The organism is Moraxella sp. K23, assembly GCF_041154765.1.
GTDB classification, from domain to species: domain Bacteria; phylum Pseudomonadota; class Gammaproteobacteria; order Pseudomonadales; family Moraxellaceae; genus Faucicola; species Faucicola tetraodonis.
This window is the reverse complement of sequence record NZ_AP031595.1, coordinates 1676931-1699521: the sequence shown is the minus strand read 5'-3', so window position 1 is coordinate 1699521 and position 22591 is coordinate 1676931. Positions and strand designations below refer to the sequence as shown.

General features: G+C 45.1%; 16 protein-coding genes and 4 tRNA genes. 13 read left to right on the top strand and 7 right to left on the bottom strand.

All coding sequences use genetic code 11. The annotated features are described in order from the left end of the window. The first annotated feature begins 33 nt into the window (after positions 1 to 33). From ACAM37_RS07465 to ACAM37_RS07415, 11 genes are all read left to right on the top strand, one after another. Entirely contained in the window at positions 34 to 570 is a 537-nt protein-coding gene (locus tag ACAM37_RS07465) for a shikimate kinase (RefSeq protein WP_076774545.1), read from the top strand. 68 nt (positions 571 to 638) lie between these two features. After that, complete coding sequence (gene aroB, locus ACAM37_RS07460) at positions 639 to 1736, top strand: 3-dehydroquinate synthase (protein ID WP_369625893.1); 1098 nt, start codon at positions 639 to 641, stop codon at positions 1734 to 1736. Between the two features lie 69 nt (positions 1737 to 1805). Further along, positions 1806 to 2789: a hypothetical protein gene (locus ACAM37_RS07455; RefSeq protein ID WP_369625892.1), complete on the top strand. Its 984-nt coding sequence runs from the start codon at positions 1806 to 1808 to the stop codon at positions 2787 to 2789. 222 nt (positions 2790 to 3011) lie between these two features. Then, positions 3012 to 7481, top strand: coding sequence for a glutamate synthase large subunit (gltB, locus tag ACAM37_RS07450; RefSeq protein WP_369625891.1), 4470 nt, complete (start codon positions 3012 to 3014; stop codon positions 7479 to 7481). Positions 7482 to 7645: 164 nt separating this feature from the next. Next, positions 7646 to 9067 carry an FAD-dependent oxidoreductase gene (locus ACAM37_RS07445; RefSeq protein WP_138018888.1) on the top strand — a complete coding sequence of 474 codons (1422 nt, stop codon included), beginning with the start codon at positions 7646 to 7648 and terminating at the stop codon, positions 9065 to 9067. 149 nt (positions 9068 to 9216) lie between these two features. Beyond that, on the top strand, positions 9217 to 9765 hold the full coding sequence (locus ACAM37_RS07440) for a tyrosine-protein phosphatase (protein WP_128680624.1): 549 nt from the start codon (positions 9217 to 9219) through the stop codon (positions 9763 to 9765). A gap of 33 nt (positions 9766 to 9798) precedes the next feature. After that, positions 9799 to 11241, top strand: a complete 1443-nt coding sequence (locus tag ACAM37_RS07435) for a lipopolysaccharide biosynthesis protein (protein ID WP_369625890.1) — start codon at positions 9799 to 9801, stop codon at positions 11239 to 11241. Between the two features lie 202 nt (positions 11242 to 11443). Further along, positions 11444 to 12565, top strand: coding sequence for a quinolinate synthase NadA (gene nadA, locus ACAM37_RS07430; RefSeq protein ID WP_050772873.1), 1122 nt, complete (start codon positions 11444 to 11446; stop codon positions 12563 to 12565). Positions 12566 to 12718: 153 nt separating this feature from the next. After that, positions 12719 to 12795, top strand: a tRNA-Pro gene (locus ACAM37_RS07425). Positions 12796 to 12857: 62 nt separating this feature from the next. Then, a tRNA-Arg gene (locus ACAM37_RS07420) sits at positions 12858 to 12931 on the top strand. Positions 12932 to 12962: 31 nt separating this feature from the next. Beyond that, a tRNA-His gene (locus tag ACAM37_RS07415) sits at positions 12963 to 13038 on the top strand. A gap of 485 nt (positions 13039 to 13523) precedes the next feature. Here ACAM37_RS07415 and nagZ read toward each other — a convergent pair. The 5 genes from nagZ to ACAM37_RS07390 form a co-directional block, all read right to left on the bottom strand. Next, a complete protein-coding gene (gene nagZ, locus ACAM37_RS07410) occupies positions 13524 to 14564 on the bottom strand; it encodes a beta-N-acetylhexosaminidase (protein WP_369625889.1) in 1041 nt (346 codons plus the stop codon). 135 nt (positions 14565 to 14699) lie between these two features. Continuing rightward, a complete protein-coding gene (gene queF / locus ACAM37_RS07405) occupies positions 14700 to 15551 on the bottom strand; it encodes an NADPH-dependent 7-cyano-7-deazaguanine reductase QueF (protein ID WP_369625888.1) in 852 nt (283 codons plus the stop codon). A 29-nt stretch (positions 15552 to 15580) separates the two neighbouring features. Continuing rightward, a complete protein-coding gene (locus tag ACAM37_RS07400) occupies positions 15581 to 16354 on the bottom strand; it encodes an ABC transporter permease (RefSeq protein WP_159675987.1) in 774 nt (257 codons plus the stop codon). A gap of 1 nt (position 16355) precedes the next feature. Then, entirely contained in the window at positions 16356 to 17315 is a 960-nt protein-coding gene (locus tag ACAM37_RS07395) for an ABC transporter ATP-binding protein (protein WP_369625887.1), read from the bottom strand. Positions 17316 to 17464: 149 nt separating this feature from the next. Beyond that, the gene (locus ACAM37_RS07390) at positions 17465 to 18058 is read right to left on the bottom strand and encodes a c-type cytochrome (protein WP_007116371.1); all 594 of its coding nucleotides are present in this window, start codon (positions 18056 to 18058) and stop codon (positions 17465 to 17467) included. A gap of 279 nt (positions 18059 to 18337) precedes the next feature. On the opposite strand from ACAM37_RS07390, the gene ACAM37_RS07385 reads away from it, so the two are divergent. Continuing rightward, positions 18338 to 18413 (top strand) — tRNA-Arg (locus tag ACAM37_RS07385). A gap of 252 nt (positions 18414 to 18665) precedes the next feature. Here ACAM37_RS07385 and ACAM37_RS07380 read toward each other — a convergent pair. Continuing rightward, positions 18666 to 19742 carry an ABC transporter ATP-binding protein gene (locus ACAM37_RS07380; protein WP_219298939.1) on the bottom strand — a complete coding sequence of 359 codons (1077 nt, stop codon included), beginning with the start codon at positions 19740 to 19742 and terminating at the stop codon, positions 18666 to 18668. Further along, positions 19739 to 21340: an ABC transporter permease gene (locus ACAM37_RS07375; RefSeq protein ID WP_369625886.1), complete on the bottom strand. Its 1602-nt coding sequence runs from the start codon at positions 21338 to 21340 to the stop codon at positions 19739 to 19741. Before ACAM37_RS07375 ends, ACAM37_RS07380 begins: the two co-directional genes overlap by 4 nt. 182 nt (positions 21341 to 21522) lie before the next feature. On the opposite strand from ACAM37_RS07375, the gene ACAM37_RS07370 reads away from it, so the two are divergent. After that, a complete protein-coding gene (locus tag ACAM37_RS07370) occupies positions 21523 to 22512 on the top strand; it encodes an extracellular solute-binding protein (RefSeq protein ID WP_082168221.1) in 990 nt (329 codons plus the stop codon). Positions 22513 to 22591: the final 79 nt, after the last annotated feature.

The window sequence follows — 22591 nt, the reverse complement described above, 5'->3', positions numbered from 1 at the left end:
TCAATATATTATAGAGTGATTTGTGGTTTTTTTATGGAGTGTAATCAACCTAAGCCGTTAATTATTTTGATTGGTCCGATGGGTGCGGGTAAGACCACAATTGGTAAACTGTTGGCGCAGCAACTTGGATTTACGTTTTATGACAGTGATCAGGAAATAGAACGCGTCTCGGGCGCGAGTATTAGCTGGATTTTTGAAAAAGAGGGTGAAGTAGGATTTCGTCAACGCGAAACACGTGTACTTGATAAACTAACCCATCTCGATCATGTCGTACTAGCCACAGGCGGTGGGGCAGTAACGATCGCTGAAAATCACCATTTTTTAAAACGTGGGATTATCATCTATTTGCGCGCAGAAGTTGACATTCAGTATGAACGCACTTGTCGTGACCGCAACCGTCCGTTATTACAAATAGACAATCCTAAGCAAAAGTTAACCGAACTGTTTTGTAAACGTGACCCAATTTATCAGCAGCTTGCTGACATCACCGTTGTTACGGGTCACAGTTCCCCAAAAAAAATGGTGCATGATATTTTGCTGCAATTGCAAGACGCCAATATAACTGTCTAAATGTAGCACTGTAGATATGACAAGCTAATTGATGACAACCTGCTAGATGACAAAAAGATAATATTGATATGAGTACTGCCATGCGCCGTGAGTTAATTGTCCATACACGTTCACACGACTATCCCATTTTTATTGGGGAAAACCTCATCGAAACCTTTGATTTTGCTGACTATATTGGCGGCAAACAAGTATTGGTTGTCACCAATGAGACAGTTGCACCCTTATATCTTGATAAACTCGTTGCACGTCTGCCTGCCGATAAACTCGTTAAAACTTGTATTTTACCTGATGGTGAGCAATATAAAACCCAGCAAAGCATTGATAGTATTTATGATCAGTTGATGGAAAATCACTTTAACCGTGACTGTACGCTGATAGCGCTTGGTGGTGGCGTCATTGGTGATATGGTGGGTTTTGCAGCAGCAAGTTTTATGCGCGGTGTGAATTTTATCCAAATTCCCACAACGTTGTTATCGCAAGTGGATTCTAGCGTCGGCGGCAAGACAGGCATCAATCATCGCTTGGGAAAAAATATGATTGGCGCGTTTTGGCAGCCGCGTCTTGTTTTGGCAGATATGACCACCTTAAAAACCTTGCCACCGCGTGAACTATCAGCAGGGTTAGCAGAAGTCATTAAATACGCGTTAATCGGCGATGTGGGGTTTTTGGCTTGGCTTGAAACCCATATGACATCGTTACGCGCGCTCGATTTGAATTTGTTAGCCCAAGCGGTACTGATTTCTTGCCAGCATAAAGCAGATATTGTGGCGCAAGATGAGTTTGAAGCCAATAAGCGTGCGCTGCTTAATTTTGGTCATACCTTTGGTCATGTGATTGAAACGCATGAAGGTTATGGCAATTGGCTGCACGGTGAAGCAGTCGCGGTAGGCATGATTCAAGCGATGCAGTTGTCACAAAAACAAGGGTGGCTTAGCGCGGATGATGTTGACAGAGCCAGCTCTTTAATCGCCCGTGCTGATTTACCCACCCATCCGCCAGCCATTGAGGTCAATACGGCGCTGGATTTGATGGGTCATGATAAAAAAGTCAAATCCGGCAAAATTCGTCTAGTATTACTAGAAAAATTGGGACAAGCGGTATTGACGTCAGCGTATGATCCAGCGTTACTGACAGATGTACTGGCTTTGACTGACAAACCTAATTGATATAAATTTTATAGATGGGTTAAAGCGTCATAGCGGGCGTTAACCTTACCTCGGACAGAAGGTTGTTTTATGGTGCATTCTTTATCTACGCTGTATCGTTCATGGGCATTTAAAGTGACCACTTGGCTGATTTTAGCGGCGATTGCAGGCGGCTTGACGGTCATGGTGTGGATTGCCTCTGCAGTAAAGCCTGCCAAAAGTGCGGTGAAAGTAGCAAGTAATGCCAATCAAAATCAAGATCCCACCGCGCTACTATTGGCAAAAACACCTGAAGAGCTTAATACTGAAGTTAGACCCATCAAATTTGATGCGGTGATTCGTGATATGCGCAACTATCCCAAAGAATTTAAGGACAGTCGCTTTATCAAGGCCAATAACGGGAAATGGACAGTTCAAGTCATGAACGTGGTGGAGCACGAAGTGGTCACCGATTACCTAAATAGCCGTGACGATCGTGATAAATTTAATTATTTTCGTATCGTCGATGCCCATAACCAAAAACGCTTTGTGGTCACTTATGGCGTATTTGGCTCAGTACAAGAAGCGGTTGGCGCAGCTAAAGTAGTGAATTTTAATTTACCAAAAGAAGTTAAGGCATTTCCTGAAGAATTTAAAATGTATGCCCCACAAATGGATGAGTATGAAGTCGCGCCGCCCCTTCGTGATGTCGGTAAGACAGCCGCGCGGGAAGTCAAGCTAAACGCCACACCAAAATTATTGCCCGCACCAAAAGCTAAAGTTGAACGGCAACCACAAGCTGCGACCCCCACAGCAGCAGAACCCAAACGCGTAGCACCAAAAACCAGCATTGAAAAGTCAGTCAATCCGCAAGAGACCCTTTCTATTCAAGAAGGTAAAGTGATTGCTGAAAGCAACAGTAACGACTCAAATACCACCCGTTCAGAACCAAAAGTTATCAATAGCAAGAATGATAATGCTGACGTTAAACCCAAACAAACCCCTAGCAAGCCGGCTGAAGAAAAGCCAAAATCCAAAGAAGCCTCAAAAGATAGCATGGGCGAGTTAATCAAGCAGAAGTCCCAAGCTAACTAGTGAGGTTAGACGGGTTGGTTGGTTTTGGGGTTCAAATAACAGTGGATTTTTTTACCCTTTTTCGTTAATATAACGAAGGGTGCCATTTTTATTTCTTATGGTGTATATAGATAACAAACATGACGGTTATCTATTCCAATCTTTTATGATTCAATAGCAAACATTGCACATATTTATAGTATGCCCATTTCTTTGCTACCAGCTTGTTAAGGGAACACGCTTATGTCTTCAAATCAGTATTCAGATCAGCATAATCTTTACCAACCCGATGTGTTCAAAGACAACTGTGGGTTTGGTTTGATTGCGCATACCCATGGTGAAGCTAGTCATGACTTAGTGCAAACAGCGATTCATAGTTTAAGTTGTATGACCCACCGCGGTGGCGTGGCAGCCGATGGTAAGACAGGCGATGGTTGTGGTTTATTGATTGCGACGCCCAAAGTATTTTTTAAAAAAATCGCTTCAGACAATGGCTTTACTCTAAACGAAATTTTTGCTGTCGGCACGGTATTTGTTAACCTTGATAAAGCATTAGCACAGCATAGCCAAGATACCCTAAGCGAAGCGATTGAAGCACAAGGTTTGCTAGTCGCTGGCTGGCGTGATGTGCCGGTTGATTTAAGTATCGTCGGTGACATTGCCCGTGAATCACTCCCAGGCTTTAAACAAATTTTAGTCAATTGCCCCATCAATATGGACGAGGCAACGTTCAACCGTAAATTATTCGTTGCGCGCCGCAAAGCAGAAATCGAACTGAAAGATGACCCATTATTTTATGTGACGTCATTGACCTCACAAGTGGTTATCTATAAAGGCTTGGTGATGCCTGCTGATTTGCCCGCGTTCTTCTTGGATTTGCAAGACGAACGTTTGGCGTCACACATTGTGGTATTCCACCAACGTTTCTCAACCAATACCCTGCCAAGATGGCCATTAGCACAGCCTTTTCGCTATCTTGCCCACAATGGTGAATTAAACACGATTGATGGTAACCGTGACTGGGCGGTCGCTCGTACGCCAAAATTTGTCACCGATTTGATTCCAGAGCTGCAAGAATTACAGCCACTAGTCAACCGTGTGGGCTCTGACTCATCAAGCTTAGACAATATGCTTGAAGTACTGGTGTCAGGGGGCATGGATTTATTCCGTGCGCTTTCTATCCTTGTGCCGCCAGCATGGCAAAATGTTGACACGATGGACATGGATTTACGCGCGTTTTATGAGTTTTACTCACAGCATATGGAAGCGTGGGATGGTCCAGCCGGTCTAGTCATCCAAGATGGTCGCTATGCGGTTTGTATGCTTGACCGCAATGGTTTGCGTCCATCACGTTGGGTGACTACCAAAAATGGCTATATCACCGTGGCTTCAGAAATCGGCACTTGGGATTATCAACCTGAAGACGTGATTGCTAAAGGTCGCGTCGGACCGGGGCAAATGCTAGTGATTGACACCGAAACTGGTAACATCATGGACACCAAAGCAGTGGGTCGTCAGCTGAAAAAAGCCCACCCATATCGCCTATGGTTACGGGAAAATGCGGTACGTCTACGGGATGATGAACAGCTAGAAGAAAAAGCTTACGAGCAACGTGAAACAGGCGAGAACCTGTTAGCACTGCAAAAAATGTTTCATATCACCAATGAAGAACGCACAGAAATCATCCGTCCTTCAGCCGAAAACGGTCAAGAAGCCGTTGGTTCAATGGGGGATGATACCCCGATGGCGGTACTGTCAAAACAAGTTCGTCACGTGGCTGATTTCTTCCGTCAACAATTTGCTCAGGTTACCAACCCACCAATCGATCCTCTGCGCGAAGCGATTGTCATGTCATTGGAAACTTGTTTGGGTAGCGAAAAGAATATTTTTGAACCCACGCCAGACCATGCCAACCGTATCGTGTTGTCATCGCCTGTGTTGTCATCGAGCAAAATGATGCAACTGCGCAGCGTCACAAAACCAGGTTTTGAAATTGAAACCATTGATTTAAATTATGATGAATCAATGCCATTAGACGATGCCATCAAACACATCTGTGAGCAAGCTGCACAAGCGGTACGTGCAGGTAAAGTATTGATTGTATTATCTGACCGCAATATCGAGAAAGGTAAAGTACCTGCCAATGCCATTATGGTGACAGGTGCGGTGCATCATCACTTGATTAATGTGGGTTTACGCGCAGATGCCAACTTAATCATCGAAACAGGTTTGGTACGTGATTCGCACCAATTAGCGGTCTTGTTAGGGTTTGGTGCTACCGCGGTTTATCCATACTTGGCTTACAATGTGATTGCAGACTTGGTCGATAAAGGCGACTTGCTTGGTGACCCGTTGTACGCCAAAAACAACTTCCGCAAAAGCTTGGATAAAGGCTTGTTAAAAATCCTATCAAAAATGGGTATTTCGACCGTCTCTTCTTACCGCGGTGCGCAATTGTTCGAAGCGGTGGGTTTATCAGAAGAAGTGGTTGAGCTTTGTTTTACTGGGGTTGAAAGCCGTATCTCAGGTGCCACGTTTGACGATTTGGCGATTGACCAACAAATCTTGGCAAAAAATGCCTTTACCAAACGTGTACCGCTTGACCAAGGCGGCTTGTTAAAATTCGTCTTTAACAAAGAATACCACGCCTTCAACCCAGATGTGATTCAAGCACTACATAAAGCGGTACGCACAGGCGACTACAACAACTACAAAGAATATGCGTCTATTGTCAACAGCCGCCCTGTCGCGACGTTACGTGATTTGCTGCAGTTAGATACCAGTAAATCCATCAGTGTTGATGACGTTGAGCCTATTGAACAAATCCTAAAACGCTTTGACTCAGCAGGTATGTCATTAGGCGCCTTGTCGCCAGAGGCACACGAGGCGATTGCAACCGCGATGAACACGATTGGCGGACGTTCAAACTCGGGTGAGGGCGGTGAAGATCCTACGCGTTATGGCACGATTCGTAACTCAAAAATCAAACAAGTCGCCTCAGGTCGTTTTGGGGTCACACCGGCTTACTTGCGTTCTGCAGAAGTCATGCAGATTAAAATCGCGCAGGGGGCAAAACCCGGTGAAGGCGGTCAGTTACCCGGTGGTAAAGTAAATAGCTTAATTGCGCGTTTGCGTTACTCAGTGCCAGGTGTGACCTTGATTTCACCGCCACCGCATCATGATATTTATTCGATTGAAGACTTGGCGCAGCTAATTTTTGACTTAAAGCAAGTCAATCCAAACGCGCTTGTGTCAGTCAAATTGGTATCACGCCCAGGTGTAGGTACCATTGCAACGGGTGTGGCAAAAGCGTATGCCGATTTGATTACCATTTCAGGGTATGATGGTGGTACCGCAGCATCTCCTTTGTCGTCAATTCACTATGCAGGCTCGCCTTGGGAGCTAGGTTTATCTGAAGCGCATCAATCGCTTCGTGTCAACGGGTTACGTCATAAAGTACGCGTGCAAACAGATGGTGGTCTAAAAACGGGTTTAGACGTAGTCAAAGCAGCAATACTGGGAGCAGAAAGTTTTGGTTTTGGTACCACGCCAATGATTGCCGTGGGCTGTAAATACCTGCGTATCTGTCACCTAAACAACTGCCCAACGGGCGTGGCAACGCAAAAATCAGAACTGCGCGATGAGCATTTCATCGGTGAAGCCGAAATGCTGATTAATTTCTTTAGATTTGTGGCACAAGAAACCCGTGAATGGTTGGCCGCATTGGGCGTGCGTTCAATGGAAGAGCTTGTGGGTCGCACCGACTTACTATCAGTCATGTCAGGCACTACCAACAAGCAACAACACTTGAACCTAGCGCCGCTATTATTTACCCATAGCAAAGGCGATGGCAAACCACAAACCTGCCAAGTTGAGCGCAATGAGCCATTTGACAAAGGCTTGCTCGCTGAACAAATGGTTATTGATATGATGGATACCATCAAATCAGCCAAAGGCGGTGACTTTAGCTATCGTATTGGCAACTGTGACCGTTCTATCGGTGCGCGTATCTCAGGGGAGATTGCTGCGCTGCATGGCAACAATGGTATGGCAAGCGCGCCAATCAACTTACACTTAACCGGCACTGCGGGTCAAAGTTTAGGTGTGTGGAATGCAGGCGGCTTGAACATTAAGCTTGAGGGGGATGCCAACGACTACGTCGGTAAAGGCATGGCAGGGGGTGAAATCGTGATTTACCCACCAAAAGGCTCGACGTTTGCTAGCCAGCAAACCGCTATCATCGGTAACACTTGTTTGTATGGTGCCACAAGCGGTCATCTATATGCAGCAGGTACTGCCGGTGAACGTTTTGCAGTTCGTAATTCAGGTTGTTTTGCAGTGGTTGAAGGTACCGGTGACCACTGCTGTGAATACATGACCGGCGGTGTGGTGACGGTGTTGGGTAAAACAGGGCTAAACTTCGGTGCTGGTATGACAGGCGGTTTTGCTTACGTGCTTGATTTAGATGGCGATTTCTTTGACCGTTGTAACCATGAGCTTATCGATATGCATCGTATCTCAAGTGAGCAAACAGAAAATCACCGTATCAACTTGATGTCGATTATCAAAACTCACGTGGCAAAAACAGGTAGCCAATGGGGTCAAACCATCCTTGATGACTTTGAGCATTATGTTCGTAAGTTCTATTTGGTCAAACCAAAAGCCGCGAACATTACTTCGCTACTAAAAACGACCATGGCAGACCCACAATAAGCGATTGTGTAGCATAATTTGATGATATTGGATTGCTAAAGGTAGCGCGTGACCAGCGCTCTACCTTTAACTTAAATTTTAAAAGTTCGCTGTCAAGCAGGTCGGTATACAGTAAATCGCTGGATACCACTCACTTAGGAGCATTGCTTTAGGAGCATTGGGGCATGGCAAAACGATTACACAACGATTTTCAGTTTTTAGACGTCGCACGTGTCGACCCTTCAAAAAAAGATATTAATACCCGTACTCATGAGTTTGTTGAGATTTACTATCCATTCGAGCAAGACCAGGTGACTGACCAAGCGCACCGCTGTCTTGAATGTGGTAACCCTTATTGTGAATGGAAATGTCCCGTTCACAACTACATTCCAAACTGGTTAAAACTGGCTACCGAAGGTCATATTTTCCAAGCGGCAGATTTATGCCACCAAACCAACACGTTGCCAGAAGTCTGTGGGCGAGTATGTCCTCAAGACCGTCTGTGTGAAGGGGCTTGTACCCTCAATGACGGCTTTGGGGCGGTCACCATTGGGAACGTGGAAAAATACATCACCGATACTGCGTTTGCGCTAGGCTGGCGTCCAGATATGAGCGGTGTGACTTGGACGGATAAAAAAGTTGCGGTGATTGGCGCAGGTCCTGCGGGTCTTGGCTGTGCTGACATATTAGTACGTAATGGCGTCAAACCTGTGGTATTTGACAAACGCCCTGAAATTGGCGGACTACTGACCTTTGGTATTCCAGAATTTAAAATGGAAAAAAATGTCATGCGTCGCCGCCGCGAAGTCTTCGAAAGCATGGGCATTGAATTTCGTTTAAATACCGAGATCGGTAAAGATGTCACCATTGATGAATTACTCTCTGAGTATGACGCGGTGTTTATGGGCATGGGTACCTATACCTATATGCGTGGCGGTTATGCCGGTGAAGAGTTATCTGGCGTGTATGATGCGTTAGATTTTTTAATCGCAAACGTCAACCGCTGCCAAGGTTGGGAAACGAACCCACAAGAGTACATCGACTTACAAGGTAAAAAAGTGGTCGTCCTTGGCGGTGGTGATACCGCGATGGACTGTAACCGTACCAGTATCCGCCAAGGTGCAACTTCTGTGACTTGTGCCTACCGCCGTGATGAAGAGAATATGCCAGGCTCACGCCGTGAAGTGCGTAACGCGCGTGAAGAAGGCGTGCAGTTTTTATTTAACCGTCAGCCGATTGAAATTATCGGTTTAAACGGTAAAGTAACCGGTGTTAAAGTAGTGACCACTAAACTTGGCGAACCTGACAACCGTGGTCGCCGCAGCCCAGAGCCTATTCCCAATTCAGAAGAAATCTTGCCAGCCGATGCGGTGATTATGGCATTTGGTTTCCGTACTAGCCCGGCTGAGTGGTTTACCACCCAAGGCATCGAAATGGATAATAGTGGACGGGTGATTGCGCCTGAATTACAAACCTATAAGTACCAAACTAAGAATCCAAAAATCTTCGCAGGTGGCGATATGGTTCGGGGTTCAGACTTGGTGGTAACCGCGATTTGGGAAGGTCGTGAGGCTGCTAAAGGTATCCTAGATTACCTGGATGTTTAAGCGCAAACCTTTTTTAGCTAAGGATTGCTGTTAATTACGCCAAAAAAACCCAATATTGATTGGGTTTTTTTACAGGTAAATTTCGGTGCGTTTTTGTTCACTTTGGGCTATTATGTCGCATAAATTCATCATACTACTAGGTCAATGACATGCCATTTGCGCAGCATTTTCGTCCCGCTACTTGGGCAAAATTACGGTGTCAACATGCCAATCTTTATCAAATCGATGAGCAGCTGTTTCGTAGTGAGCAGCTGACGCCCGATGATATCGGTATTATCCAGCAGTACGGCATCAATACCCTTATCAATTTACGATTTTTTGATCGCGATGATAACGAAGAAAATTTAGCCAACTTACCGCTGACCTTTATCAATCACCCATTGATGACTTGGGCGATTAAGCCGCAGCAACTTGCTGAAATTTTGTATGATATTTTGTGGCACCAAGCGCGTGGCGACAAGGTGCTCGTGCATTGTTATCATGGCTCAGATCGCACGGGTATTACCGTTGCTATGTATCGCATTTTGGTACAAAACTGGACGATTGAGCATGCCAAAATAGAAATGCAGGACGGCGGGTATGGCTTTCACTGGATTTGGATTAATATCAGCAATTTATTGACCGAGAAAAAAGTGCAAGAAGTGCAACACGCTTTGTTAGCGCTACAACGCCAAAAGCCTATTATTAGCCAACCTTAAAACCCATCAAGCGACATTAACTTTGGATAGCCTGTGAATATCAAACGACTGTTAGGTGAAACCATTATCTATGGTATCGGTGCGATTTTACCCCGTGTCATTACCTTTTTACTCAATCCGTTGTATATCAATTACATCGATAAAGAAGCCTTTGCTATTTTTACCAGCCTATATGCCTGGATTGCTTTTATCAATATTGTGCTCACTTTTGGTTTTGAAACATCTTATTTTCGCTTTTCAGGAGAAGATAAAACAGGCGCCGCCGAAAAAAATGTGTTTAGCACGGCGTTTTGGTTTATTGCCATGTTGGCAGGCGGTTTTTTGGTCATGGTGTTGCTGTTTAGCAATCCATTATCAATGCTGATGGATTATGGCAGTCATCCTGAATTTTTGCGTTGGTTTGCTTGGATTGCGTTTTTTGATGCGATTTGTACCATTCCGTTTGCTTGGCTACGTTATCACAACCAGCCTGTGAAGTATTCAGTGGTGCGGGTAGTGTCGATTTTGATACAGACTGTGGTGGTTATTGCGCTATTTCGCTTTGTGCCCATTGAGGCTGCCAAAAGTTTCGGTTTGACCGAGCAAGTGGCGTATCCGTTTTTTGCCAATTTAGTTGCCAGTCTCGCCACTTTTATGATGCTGTTTCCGATTATCAAAAAAGTACGTTTACATTTTGATAAAGCCTTGTTCAAACGTATGATTCGTTATTCTTATCCGGTCATGCTGGCAGGGTTGGCGTTTATGGTGAATGAAAACTTCGATAAAATCATTCAATATTATATGATTGATAAAGGCGATGCGGGGGCATACGGTGGCTGCTACAAATTGGCGGTGTTAATGACTTTGTTTGTGACCGCGTATCGGATGGGGATTGAGCCGTTTTTATTTAAACAAATGCACCATGCCAATGCCAAACATACTTATGCCATGATGACAGAGTACTTTGCTTTATTTGCATCAGTAGTGGCGCTTGGTATTATTGCCAATATTTCATGGCTCAAACGGTTATTTATCACCGATCCCAGTTATTGGACAGCGATTAATATCGTACCGATTATCGTCATTGCGAATCTATGTTTTGGGATTTATTACAACCTATCAACTTGGTATAAGGTAACTGACCGTACTGGGATTGGCTCAGCCATCTCGTGGCTTGGGGCGGGACTGACTATTTTGCTCCATATGCTGTTTTTAAAACAATACGGCTTTATGGTGTCGGCGTGGGTGACGCTTTTTGTTTACTTCCTCATGATGATAGTATCGTACGCGCTTGGACAGCATTTTTATCCGATACCTTACCAAACCAAAAAAATCGTTTTCTTTTTGGGCACGCTGATGCTGTTTAGCGTGATAATCGTCAGTGCTTTTCAAATGAATTTTTGGTTATCCAATACCTTATTACTGGTCTATATTGGCTTAATCGGCTATAGCGAGCGCGCGCTGTTAAAACGTTTGGTAAAAGCAAAAGCGTCATGAATGAACCTTAATAAGATTTTAATGGGTATAAGTATTTAATTTAGCCAAATTATCCTTATATTAATTACTAGTCGCAATTGATTCACCTTGCGCAAAAAAGTTTGCTATAGTAACAGCAGGAGAATCAATGAATTGCTACTTACCTGTGATAGACAGGGGTAAGTCATCTCATGAGAAGGAGTTTTTCATGCAACAATCAAGTATGCCACAAGCAACTACCCAGCTAGCCAATCCTCTATTAGCGAATAATGAGCAACTAGTAGCAGTGTCTGCCAAAGACATTGTCAAACAACATCTCGATAAACTCGGTATACCCCAAGATATTCAGATTGACGATGCCGAATTTGCAGAAAAAAAACAGCGCATTGCCGATTTGTTAAAACAGCATAATGCCACGTTGATTGCTCACTATTATACCGACCCAAAAATCCAAGCAATTGCCGAAGCCACAGGCGGTATCGTGTCGGATAGTCTAGAGATGGCGCGGTTTGGGCGTGATAGTGATGCCGATGTGCTGATCGTTGCAGGTGTCAAATTCATGGGTGAGACCGCTAAAATCCTAAGTCCTGCAAAAACGGTATTAATGCCAACGCTAGAAGCCACTTGCTCACTAGATTTGGGTTGTCCGATTGAAGACTTTAGCGCGTTTTGTGACCAGCATCCTGACCGTACTGTGGTGGTGTATGCCAACACCTCAGCGGCTGTTAAAGCGCGGGCAGATTGGGTGGTGACATCGAGTATCGCGGTTGAGCTCATTGACCATCTAGACAGCCAAGGTGAAAAAATCATTTGGGCACCTGACCAGCATTTGGGGCGTTATATCCAGCAAAAAGTGGGCGCAGATATGCTGCTGTGGGATGGCGCTTGTATCGTGCATGAAGAGTTCCGTAGCCGTAGCCTAAAAACTATGAAAGAGATGTACCCCGATGCGGCGGTGCTAGTGCACCCTGAATCACCGATTGAGATGACCCAAATGGCAGATGCCGTGGGTAGCACCAGTCAGCTGATTAAAGCGGCGCAAACCCTACCGCACAAGATGTTCATCGTCGCGACCGATCGCGGTATTTTTTATAAAATGCAGCAAGCCGCACCAGATAAGGTGTTTATCGAAGCGCCGACGCGTGGCGAAGGTGCAACCTGTCGTTCATGTGCACACTGCCCGTGGATGGCGATGAATGATTTAGACCAAATCATCCATGCACTGGAGAAAGTAGGCACACCTGATGCCGTACCACACGAGATTTTTGTGGATGCGCAGCTAATCGAACAAGCTAAAAAACCCCTAGATCGAATGCTCGCGTTTGGCGCCACGCTCAAAAGATAGGCGTTAACAACCACAACCTGTTTTTAAAATATTGAAAAAAGTCGTTGACAGCCTAACTAACTTGCTTTAATATACGCACCACTTAGCGATGATAGCCTTTAAGATTACCGTTGCTAAGGTGTTGAAGTAACAATTAAAGCCTAGTTAGGCAATCGGAGTGTAGCACAGCTTGGTAGTGCACCTGGTTTGGGACCAGGGGGTCGAAGGTTCGAATCCTTTCACTCCGACCATTCATTCTTTAAACTTACCCAAGTTGAAAAGATGAATCAAGAGCCGAGCAGGCTTTTTTTATGCGCCTGTAGCTCAGTTGGATAGAGCACCCGCCTTCTAAGTGGGTGGTCACAGGTTCGAATCCTGTCAGGCGCGCATTTTGCTAGTCTGTAAAACCTACCTTATGGCGGATGTAGCTCAGTTGGTAGAGCCCCGGGTTGTGATCTCGGTTGTCGTGGGTTCGAGTCCCATCATTCGCCCCATATTCTAAAAAAGCCCTTAACTCATTGAGCTAAGGGCTTTTTTTATGCCTTATCTATTTATCGCGTTTGCAAATTTATTATAAAAAAACAACGGTTTTGCTACACCTTTTTATGATGAACAATTATCTATTTTATATACTAGGGTCATATAGTGTACTAGAAGATAAGCTGGTAAAGGTAAATTGGCAATAGCGTAACTTTAGCTGATAACAAACCTAACATAAAATGGTGTGAGCGTATGAATATGATACGAAGTACAGCGATATTTTTATAACATCTGGAGTCAGTTAAGTAGTGAGCATCTGCAAAAAATGATTGGTCAATTACGCTATGTCAATTGATAAATCTGCCCTATAAAAAAATAGCGATAAAAAAAGCAACGTTGCCGCGTTGCTTTTTTTGAAAATTGCTTTTTTTCGAATTTGTTTTTTTGAATTTGATTTTTTTAAAGTGGCTTGTTTCAAATTTCCTTGTTTTAAGCAAAGTCATGCAAAGAAATTTTCTAGCACCTTACGCTGACTGCTTTGCCAGTGTGACCAGTCTTTGGCAGAGTCCGCCAGTGAGCCCCGCCAGCCTTTGATATTGCCTTTCATGGTAGATAACCGATGTTGGCTGGTGGTATTGAGCAGTGTCGGCTGTTTTTGCAAACGCTCAAGCGCGACCAAGGCAGCAGGGCGGTCATTACACAATAGTCCCATATCGCAACCTGCCGTTAAAGCAGCGGCAATACGGTCACCTGCATCACCTGCAACATGTGCCGCTTTCATCGACAGGTCATCGGAGAACAATACCCCATTAAACCCTAATTTGCCACGAATAATTTGCTGCAGCCAAATCGATGAAAACCCTGCAGGTTTGTTATCAACTGTGCTAAATACCACATGAGCGGGCATGAGTGCATCCAGTAGCGGCTTGTTGCGAATAAATGGCTGCATATCGTATTGGCGAATCTCATCATAATTGCGCTCATCGGTGGCATCATCCACATGAGAATCCGGGGCAACTGAGCCGTGACCAGGAAAATGCTTGCCCGTGGTTGCCATTCCTGCAAGCTTCATGCCGCGCATGAATTCAGCAGATAAGGCAGTGATTGCAATCGGATGGGCGTGAAACGCGCGATCACCAATGACGCGGCTCACCCCATTGATATCAAGTACAGGCGCAAAACTAAAATCAATCCCAACCGCTAAGACTTCGCTTGCCATCAAATAGCCTGCGCAATAAGCGAGATCAAGCGCAGTGATAGGGTCATGCTCAAACCTTTCACCGAGTTTACCCATCGCAGGTAGCGGCGAAAAACCGGCGCGTAAGCGTGCGACACGTCCACCTTCTTGGTCAACCGCAATTAAAATATTGGGCTTGATGGCACGCATACTATCGGTCAGTTCGCGCACTTGCTCAGGGCTTTCTACATTGCGCCCAAACAAAATCACGCCGCCAACTTCCGGTTGGCGTAGCAGTGCTTCATCTGCTAGGCTAAGCGCTGTGCCTTCAATATCGAGCATGAGTTGACCGACTGCTTGCATGCGGTAATCCTTCTGGGTATTGCTTGCCGTCAACGGTTAGATATAGTTGGCGGCAGAAAAATTTTGAAAAAACATAGCATACGCTTTTTTTGATAAAAATGCGAATAGCTGACGGGCGATTATTATTAGTGAATATTACTGACGGTTAAGCCGTGACGGTGGCGGCAACAAACTGATATCACTCACCCGACAAGGATTGATATCAATCCCGCCGCGGCGTGTGTACCATGCGCGTACCATGAGCGTTTTTGGCGCAAAGGCTTGAGTTAAATCACTAAAAATCTGCTCCACGCATTGTTCATGAAAGCCATTATGCTGACGAAAGCTCAAAATATACTCAAGCAGTCCTGCTTGGTCAATCGGTTGGCTATCTATCTGAATCTCCAGTGTTCCCCAATCTGGCTGATTGGTGACAGGGCAGTTTGAACGCAGCAGATGCGAATGCAAAATTTGTAACTGGCTATCAGAGGCGCCTTGATGGGCAACGGTTAAGCTTGAAGGATCAACGTCACTGACAATGGCGATTTTTTTATCGCTACTATCCAACGCGTTATCAATGCAATCACCCTGTGGCGCGCTGATAGGTAAGCTATTTGCGATGTTTACCTCAAAAATCTCAAGCGTCACATCGGTTTTTAGACAAGCCGATAAGTCTTTTTCCACCGCTGCTTTAACAGCTTGTTGGTTATCAAATTCAGTGAAATTTAGGCTATTAAAATAAAGTTTGAGTGATTTTGATTCGACAATATAGTCTGATGTGGCAGGGATGGCAAGGCGCACCATTGCCACCTGTGAAATACCGTGCGAATTCAGCCAAGACATTTCAAAAACCTGCCACCAGTCCATGCCGATGCTTAAGGCGTCAGCAGGCAGCGCTAGCTTCGCCCGTCCTAATGCGCGCGGAATGGGGTAGAGCATATCGGGGGCATAGGTTTTTGGGTAGCTAGTGGATTGACCCAAAATACCGTGAGTTTCAAGTGGTTTCATATTTTTTTAATTTAACTAAGTTATCTAAGTTATAAACGAACGCGTGAGCCATCTTTGAGTAAATAGTAGGCAATGCCATAAAATATCGCGGTAAAAATCCCAATCGCCACCAAAGATGACCATACATTGACATCTGAATGACCCAAAATACCATAGCGAAAAGCATTGACCATATAAACAATGGGGTTTAGTAGCGATATGTTTTGCCAAAATCCTGATAAATCTTTAAGTGAATAAAACACGCCGCCTAGATACGTCAAGGGTGTCAACACAAAACTGGGTACGATGGAAATATCATCAAACGAGCGCGCAAATACCGCATTAATCATACCGCCCAGTGAAAATAATGCCGAGGTCATCACCACGGTAAAAATCGTGACAAACGCATGCACCAGTGATAACTGAGTAAAAAACAACGCGAGCACCGTCACAATCGCGCCAATGGTCAACCCCCGAAACAAACCGCCCGCGATAAAGCCCAGTAAAATGGTATGTTTAGAAATCGGACTGACCAGCATCTCTTCGATATTACCATGAAACTTGGTGGCAAAAAAACTCGATACCACATTGGAGTAGCTATTGGTAATCACCGACATCATAATCAAGCCAGGCACGATAAACTGCATGTAGGAGACACCGCCCATATCGCCAACGCGCGCGCCAATCATTTTACCAAAGATGATAAAATACAAACTCATGGTGATGGCAGGGGGCAACAGCGTTTGCGGCCAAATGCGAAGAATTCGGCGGATTTCCTTGACTAACAAGGTGTTAAATGCGACCAACTGGTGCTGAAAATCCATGTTAATTCTCCAATTTTTCAGTCAAATTATTTTCAACAATCCCTAAAAACAGCTCTTCAAGGCGATTGGCTTTGTTACGCATACTCGCTACCTGAATATTTTGAGCAGTTAACTGGGCAAAGACATCATTTAAACTGTCGCCTTTTTTGAGCGTGACTTCAAGGGTCAACGGGTCTGGCTGCTTGGTTTTTACCACATTGGTTAAAGCAATTGATGACAGATAAGGTTGCGCCAAATCAAACACAAAGCTTTCCACATCAAGGCTGGTAAGCAAACTTTTCATATCGGTATTGATACGAATTTCACCCTGGTCAAGGATAGCAATGTTTTTACACAGCTGCTCAGCTTCTTCTAGGTAATGGGTGGTTAAAATAATGGTCGTACCTTCTTCCGTGTTAATTTGCTGCATAAAATCCCACATCGAGCGGCGCAGTTCAATATCGACCCCTGCAGTCGGCTCATCCAAAATCAGCAGTTTGGGATGGTGCATTAAAGCACGCGCAATCATCAAACGGCGTTTCATACCGCCAGAGAGCATGCGCGCTTTGTCATCGCGTTTTTCCCAAAGCCCCAACGCTTTAAGGAGTTTTTCGGCATGCGGGCGAGATTCCTTGGCAGGTATACCGAAATAGCCCGCTTGGGCAATCAAAATATCTTCGATTTTTTCAAACTGCATAAAGTTAAATTCTTGCGGCACCACACCTAAGAACTGCTTGGCTTTGGCAGGCTGTTTAAGCAAATCTACCCCAAAAATTTCTACCGAGCCTGAGCTGGGTTTAAATAGCGAGCTGATAATACCAATGGTAGTGGATTTACCCGCACCATTGGGACCGAGTAGGGCAAAAAATCCACCTTGGGGTACGGTCAAATCAATGCCTTTGAGTGCGGCAAAACCATTTGGATAGGTTTTGGTGAGCTGGGTGATTTTTAGAGCAGGGATGGTAGTGTCAAAATTTGCCATAGCAATGCAGGTTCTGGTTAAAGGTGAGACCTTAATGGGGATGGGTTGGACAGTTTAAAGATTTGAATGCACTAAGTTAAGTTAAATTATATCAATGATACAATTAAAAAAGCCTATCAGTTGATAGGCTTCATCTGGACTAAAAATGACTATTTGGATTGAGACACCATATAATCAACCGCATTGGTCACTTCCACATCTAGCAAATCAGCGTTACCGCCTTTAGCTGGCATGGCATTAAAGCCTTGTAGCGCGTGTTGGTGAAGGGTAGCGGTACCTTTAGCGATACGGGGACCCCAAGCGCCTTTATCACCAAATTTTGGTGCACCTAACAGACCTGCAGTATGACAAGTATGGCAAACACCTTCATAAATTACTTTGCCTTCACGTGGTTTATCTGGATCAGCGGCACCCAATGCAGCGGCAATAGTGATATCACACTCTTTACCTTCAAAACAAACTTTACCTTGTGGGGCAATACGTGCGATTAGATTTGGGTATAATGCAACCAATTTTGCAACTTGAGGTGGGTCTTCAGGTGCTTTTTCTGCTTCCTTTTTTGCGGGAGCGGCAGAGGATGCAGGGGCTGAAGCAGTTGCAGTACTTGAGGCTGTCGCGGTACTTGAAGCGCTAGCGGTAGCTGATGCCGCTGCAGGGGCACTGGCTTTATCCTCAGCTTGGCTGACAGCGATACCCGCAAGACTTAGCATAGTAACCGCTGATAACATCACTACTTTTTTCATTCGTCACGTTCTCTCAAACAGGTGAATTAAATTATCGTAATACTTTTAAAACGGACAATATGAGCCATTAGATTGCTCGATTGTATCCGTTGATGCGATAAATGTTACATAGATTTATTTTCCATACTATTATAAGGGAAAATTATCTGAAAAAGCTATGCTTATTTGATGTGTGCTATCAACTTTGCCGAGCAGTTTTTAGCAGTAATTTTGATGATTTGCTTATTGTACGAAAAGTTTGCTAAAATAGCCCACTGCTTTTTTTCAATCCCAATCAAAGCGTTCGTAGCTCAACTGGATAGAGTACAGGTCTCCGAAGCCTGTGGCGTGGGTTCGAGTCCCGCCGAGCGCACCATTCTTAATGCCTAAATTATTGATTTCATGAGGATTTTAATTTATTCATGTTTTTATGGATACATAATAGGCGATACATATCCATTGGTAGAATGTAATTGCTTGTATGACTGCCCATAGTGAACGATAATCTTTTGCAATTCGATCAGCAACTCGGCGGCTCTATTTTTAACTTCTGTTGGGTGTTTTTTGGTTTTCATAAGGGTATTGTCTCAAGGTTTTAGGTCTCCGACAATTCCGGGGCGGTTCACCTTTATTGACGGCTTGTAGGCAGGTGAGTGATCAGCAGCCCCACGGTTTCGCCCAATATGGCAACATCTGTGGGTGAGTAGACCAACACACGCTCTTGACTAGCAAGCTGCACTTCATAAACCACATGACTGCCTTTAAACTGCTTGGCGGTAATCAACCCATTAACCGCGCTGTTTGTTTGGGGTACCACCGATAGCCATTCTGGTCGAATCAGCACTTGGTGACTGTCTGCAAAATAAGGATAATTGCTCATTGGCAACGCACCGATTGCGGTCAGCAACTCATTGCCATGTTGCCGCGCCTGTAGAAAGCTGCCTTTGCCGACAAATTTTGCCACCGTGGCGGTGCTGGGGGCTTGATACAATTGAATTGGCGTGTCCCATTGCTGCAATCGACCATCTGCCAACATACCGATTTTATCGGCTATCATAAAGGCTTCTTGCTGGTCATGGGTCACCACAATGGCGCTGATTTGTTTGGCTTTAAGTAGCTGCTGAATGCTCATCGCCAACGCTTCTCGCATATCGGCATCGAGACTTGAGAATGGCTCATCAAACAAAATCAGCTGCGGATTGGGGGCAATCGCCCGTGCCAATGCCACCCGCTGCTGCTGCCCGCCAGATAATTCATGCGGGTAGCGACATGCTAAATGTTCCAGTCCTATCAAGGTAAGTAAAGCATCAATGTTGCCCTGTCTGTCAGTTTTTGACAAGTGTTGAAGCCCAAAACCAATGTTGTCTGCCACCGTCAAATGCGGAAACAGCGCATAATCCTGAAACACAATGCCAATCTGGCGCTGATAAGCAGGGATATTGATGTGGGTGCGGCTATCAAATAGCGTCCGCTTGCCAAATTGAATTGAGCCTGCTGTCGGGGTTTCAAAACCTGCAATGCAGCGTAGCAGGCTGGTTTTACCACAGCCAGATTGACCGACCAAACACGCAATTTGCCCTTGCGGCAACTCAAAACTAATCTGATCGAGGACGGTTTTGCTAGACGGGTGATAACTGAGCGATAACTCATTCACAGTCAAATGCGCATCCGATACTGCGTTCTGCGATAAATCATTGAAGTTCATGTTACGTTACTTTCCTTGGAAAACAAAATCACGGGCAGCAGTCCCGCTAGTATAATGACCAGTGCAGGCAATGCGGCTTGCTGAAACTGCCCTTCCATGGTAAAGGCATAAATTCGCACCGCGAGTGTGTCCCAGTCACTAGGTCGGGTCATCAGCGTGATGGGCATTTCTTTCATCAAATCGACAAACACCATGAGTATGGCAACGCCTAGTGAACTTTTGACCAAAGGGATATACAAACGGCGAATCAACGCAACACCGCGCACATTGAGGATGACTGCCGACTCCACAAGACTTGGGCGGACACGCTCAAAACCTGCCTCAATGCTCGACACTGCCAGCGCCAAAAAGCGAATAATATAGGCTAAAAGCATCACAATTAACGAGCCTTTAATGACAGCGGTCGTACCATCACTGACGGGCAAAAATTGTAATAACAGATTGTCCATCGCTGCAATTGGGATAAAAATACCAATCGCCAATACCGAACCGGGGATGGCATAGCCGAGCGTGGTAATACGCATCAAAATCGTGGCAAACAATGACTTATCACTGCGCTTGGCAATCACAAGTAGCAATGCCACAACCATGACCAATACCGCACCAACAAGCCCAATCACTAATGAATTGCCCATCGGCTGGAGCAACGCGCTCACATCGCCCTGCTGCCAATGCGCGACCACCCAAACAATCAACTGGATGACAGGTAGCACAAAGCTGACCAGCAAAATCACACCGCAATACATCGTTGTCAGCCAACCCAAACCCCTAGGTAGCGGCTTTGGCTGGATTGCCGTGGATTTTTTGGTGGCAAATTGACGGCGGCCGCGACTCAGCTGCTCCAGCACAATCATGACAAATACAAATAGCACCAGTAAAGAAGCCAGTTGTTTGGCAGTATCAATGGAAAAAAAGCCAAACCAAGCTTGATAAATAGCAGTAGTAAAGGTTTCTACCCCAAAGACAGATACCGCACCAAAATCTGCGAGGACTTCCATCATCGCCAGCAGCAAGCCACCCATGAGCCATGGACGCGCCATCGGTAGGGCAATTTTGAGTAACGATTCGCGTGGCGTCAAGCCAAGCGATGCGCCCATCTCCAGCGCCTGTTGCCCCATACTGGTAAAGGCGTTGCGAGCGAGAAGATACACATAGGGATAAAACGCTAGTATCAGCACAATCGATAATCCCCAAATATTGCGGATATCGGGCAGTCCTTGTGCAAACCCCTGCTGCTCTCGCAAATAGGTACTCATCGCACCTGTATAGTCAAACATACCCAATTGCACAAACGCCAATACGTAGGCAGGTACAGTAAGTGGCAGCATCATCGCCCAAAAAAATAGCTTACGTCCTGGAAACTGGTACATCGCCGTTAGCCATGCGGTGGTCACGCCAAGTAGCAAAATCCCGACGGACGTCGTGATTAGCAATATCAGGGTGTTTTTAAGTAGTAACCCCAACTGATAATCAAGCAAAAACTGCCAAATCTCTTGGTCAATCTCACCAAAGCTAGTAAGTACCACCAAAAGCGGCAGCAATACTAGAGTCGAACATAGCACCAGCCAAAACCGAGCCAAACCAATACCCTTATTCATGTGCACCCAAATCGTTAACCTTAATGTAAATAATAATTATTATCGTTTAAATAAATATTCTATATTATACTACGAAACCAATACGTTTGGCGGCGATTTTAATTTGCACCGTCGCATCGTTAAGGTCTGCTTTTTAGTAGGGTATTCGGTATAATTTTTTAGGACGAATAAAAGGGTAAATTATGAAACGCTTAATGGCTTTTGGCATGTTGATGGGCGCGGTAACACCTGCGCTAGCAAGTGATCTGGTGATTTATTCGGCGCGTGCTGATAATTTGTTGAAGCCGATTGTGGCAAAATACGAGCAGCAAACAGGCGTAAAAATCAAGCTGGTCAACGATAAAGCAGGCGTACTGATCGAAAAAATTAAAGCAGAAGGTGCTAATACCCCAGCTGACTTACTCATCACCGTCGATGGCGGTAACTTATGGCAAGCGGCGCAAGAAAACATCTTAAGACCTGTCAATTCAAAAGTACTTGAAACCAATATCCCGCCGCAATTCCAAGACCCACAAAATCGTTGGTTTGGTATGTCAGTGCGCGCCCGTACCATTTTTTACAACCCAACCAAAATCAATCCAAGCCAGCTATCAACTTACGCAGATTTATCTACCCCCAAGTGGAAAGGCAAGCTGTGTTTAAGAACGTCGGACAATGTCTATAACCAATCTTTGGTTGCCACCATGATTCAGCACAACGGCTTACCACAAATGGAGCGTATTTTAAAAGGTTGGGTCAGTAATCTAGCCACCGCGCCATTTGCTAATGATACAGCGCTGCTTGAAGCAATTGACGCAGGTCGCTGTGATGTCGGTATCGCCAATACTTACTACTATGGTCGGCTGCTTGATACCAAGCCAAACATTAAGGTCAAACCCTATTTTGCCAACCAAAAATGGCAAGGCACCCATGTCAATGTATCGGGTATTGGCGTAGTTAAACACAGCAAAAACGCGGCACAAGCACAAAAATTTATGGAATGGCTCAGTGGCGCAGAGGCGCAAAATTTATTTGCTGACTTGAACAGTGAATACCCAGCCAACCCACGCATCGCACCAGATCCAAAAGTCGCCAGATGGGGCAGCTTTAAGCAGGATATTATCAATGTATCCGTGGCTGGTAAAAACCAACGCCATGCGATTATGCTAATGAAAAAAGCGGGTTATAAATAAACACGGTATTCACAGGCGGGTTGTCAATTTGGGCTTGTTGCCACTGGGCAAAGCCCTCGGTGATATTGCCAAATCGCTG

What these genes read in the sequence shown, in the direction of transcription:
- ACAM37_RS07375 (WP_369625886.1), bottom strand. Translation starts at nt 21,340, where the DNA reads ATGAATAAGGGTATTGGTTTGGCTCGGTTTTGGCTGGTGCTATGTTCG.
- ACAM37_RS07395 (WP_369625887.1), bottom strand. Translation starts at nt 17,315, where the DNA reads ATGGCAAATTTTGACACTACCATCCCTGCTCTAAAAATCACCCAGCTC.
- aroB (WP_369625893.1), top strand. Translation starts at nt 639, where the DNA reads ATGAGTACTGCCATGCGCCGTGAGTTAATTGTCCATACACGTTCACAC.
- ACAM37_RS07390 (WP_007116371.1), bottom strand. Translation starts at nt 18,058, where the DNA reads ATGAAAAAAGTAGTGATGTTATCAGCGGTTACTATGCTAAGTCTTGCG.
- ACAM37_RS07400 (WP_159675987.1), bottom strand. Translation starts at nt 16,354, where the DNA reads ATGGATTTTCAGCACCAGTTGGTCGCATTTAACACCTTGTTAGTCAAG.
- ACAM37_RS07380 (WP_219298939.1), bottom strand. Translation starts at nt 19,742, where the DNA reads ATGAACTTCAATGATTTATCGCAGAACGCAGTATCGGATGCGCATTTG.
- gltB (WP_369625891.1), top strand. Translation starts at nt 3,012, where the DNA reads ATGTCTTCAAATCAGTATTCAGATCAGCATAATCTTTACCAACCCGAT.
- ACAM37_RS07445 (WP_138018888.1), top strand. Translation starts at nt 7,646, where the DNA reads ATGGCAAAACGATTACACAACGATTTTCAGTTTTTAGACGTCGCACGT.
- ACAM37_RS07455 (WP_369625892.1), top strand. Translation starts at nt 1,806, where the DNA reads ATGGTGCATTCTTTATCTACGCTGTATCGTTCATGGGCATTTAAAGTG.
- ACAM37_RS07440 (WP_128680624.1), top strand. Translation starts at nt 9,217, where the DNA reads ATGCCATTTGCGCAGCATTTTCGTCCCGCTACTTGGGCAAAATTACGG.
- queF (WP_369625888.1), bottom strand. Translation starts at nt 15,551, where the DNA reads ATGAAACCACTTGAAACTCACGGTATTTTGGGTCAATCCACTAGCTAC.
- ACAM37_RS07370 (WP_082168221.1), top strand. Translation starts at nt 21,523, where the DNA reads ATGAAACGCTTAATGGCTTTTGGCATGTTGATGGGCGCGGTAACACCT.
- nagZ (WP_369625889.1), bottom strand. Translation starts at nt 14,564, where the DNA reads ATGCAAGCAGTCGGTCAACTCATGCTCGATATTGAAGGCACAGCGCTT.
- nadA (WP_050772873.1), top strand. Translation starts at nt 11,444, where the DNA reads ATGCCACAAGCAACTACCCAGCTAGCCAATCCTCTATTAGCGAATAAT.
- ACAM37_RS07465 (WP_076774545.1), top strand. Translation starts at nt 34, where the DNA reads ATGGAGTGTAATCAACCTAAGCCGTTAATTATTTTGATTGGTCCGATG.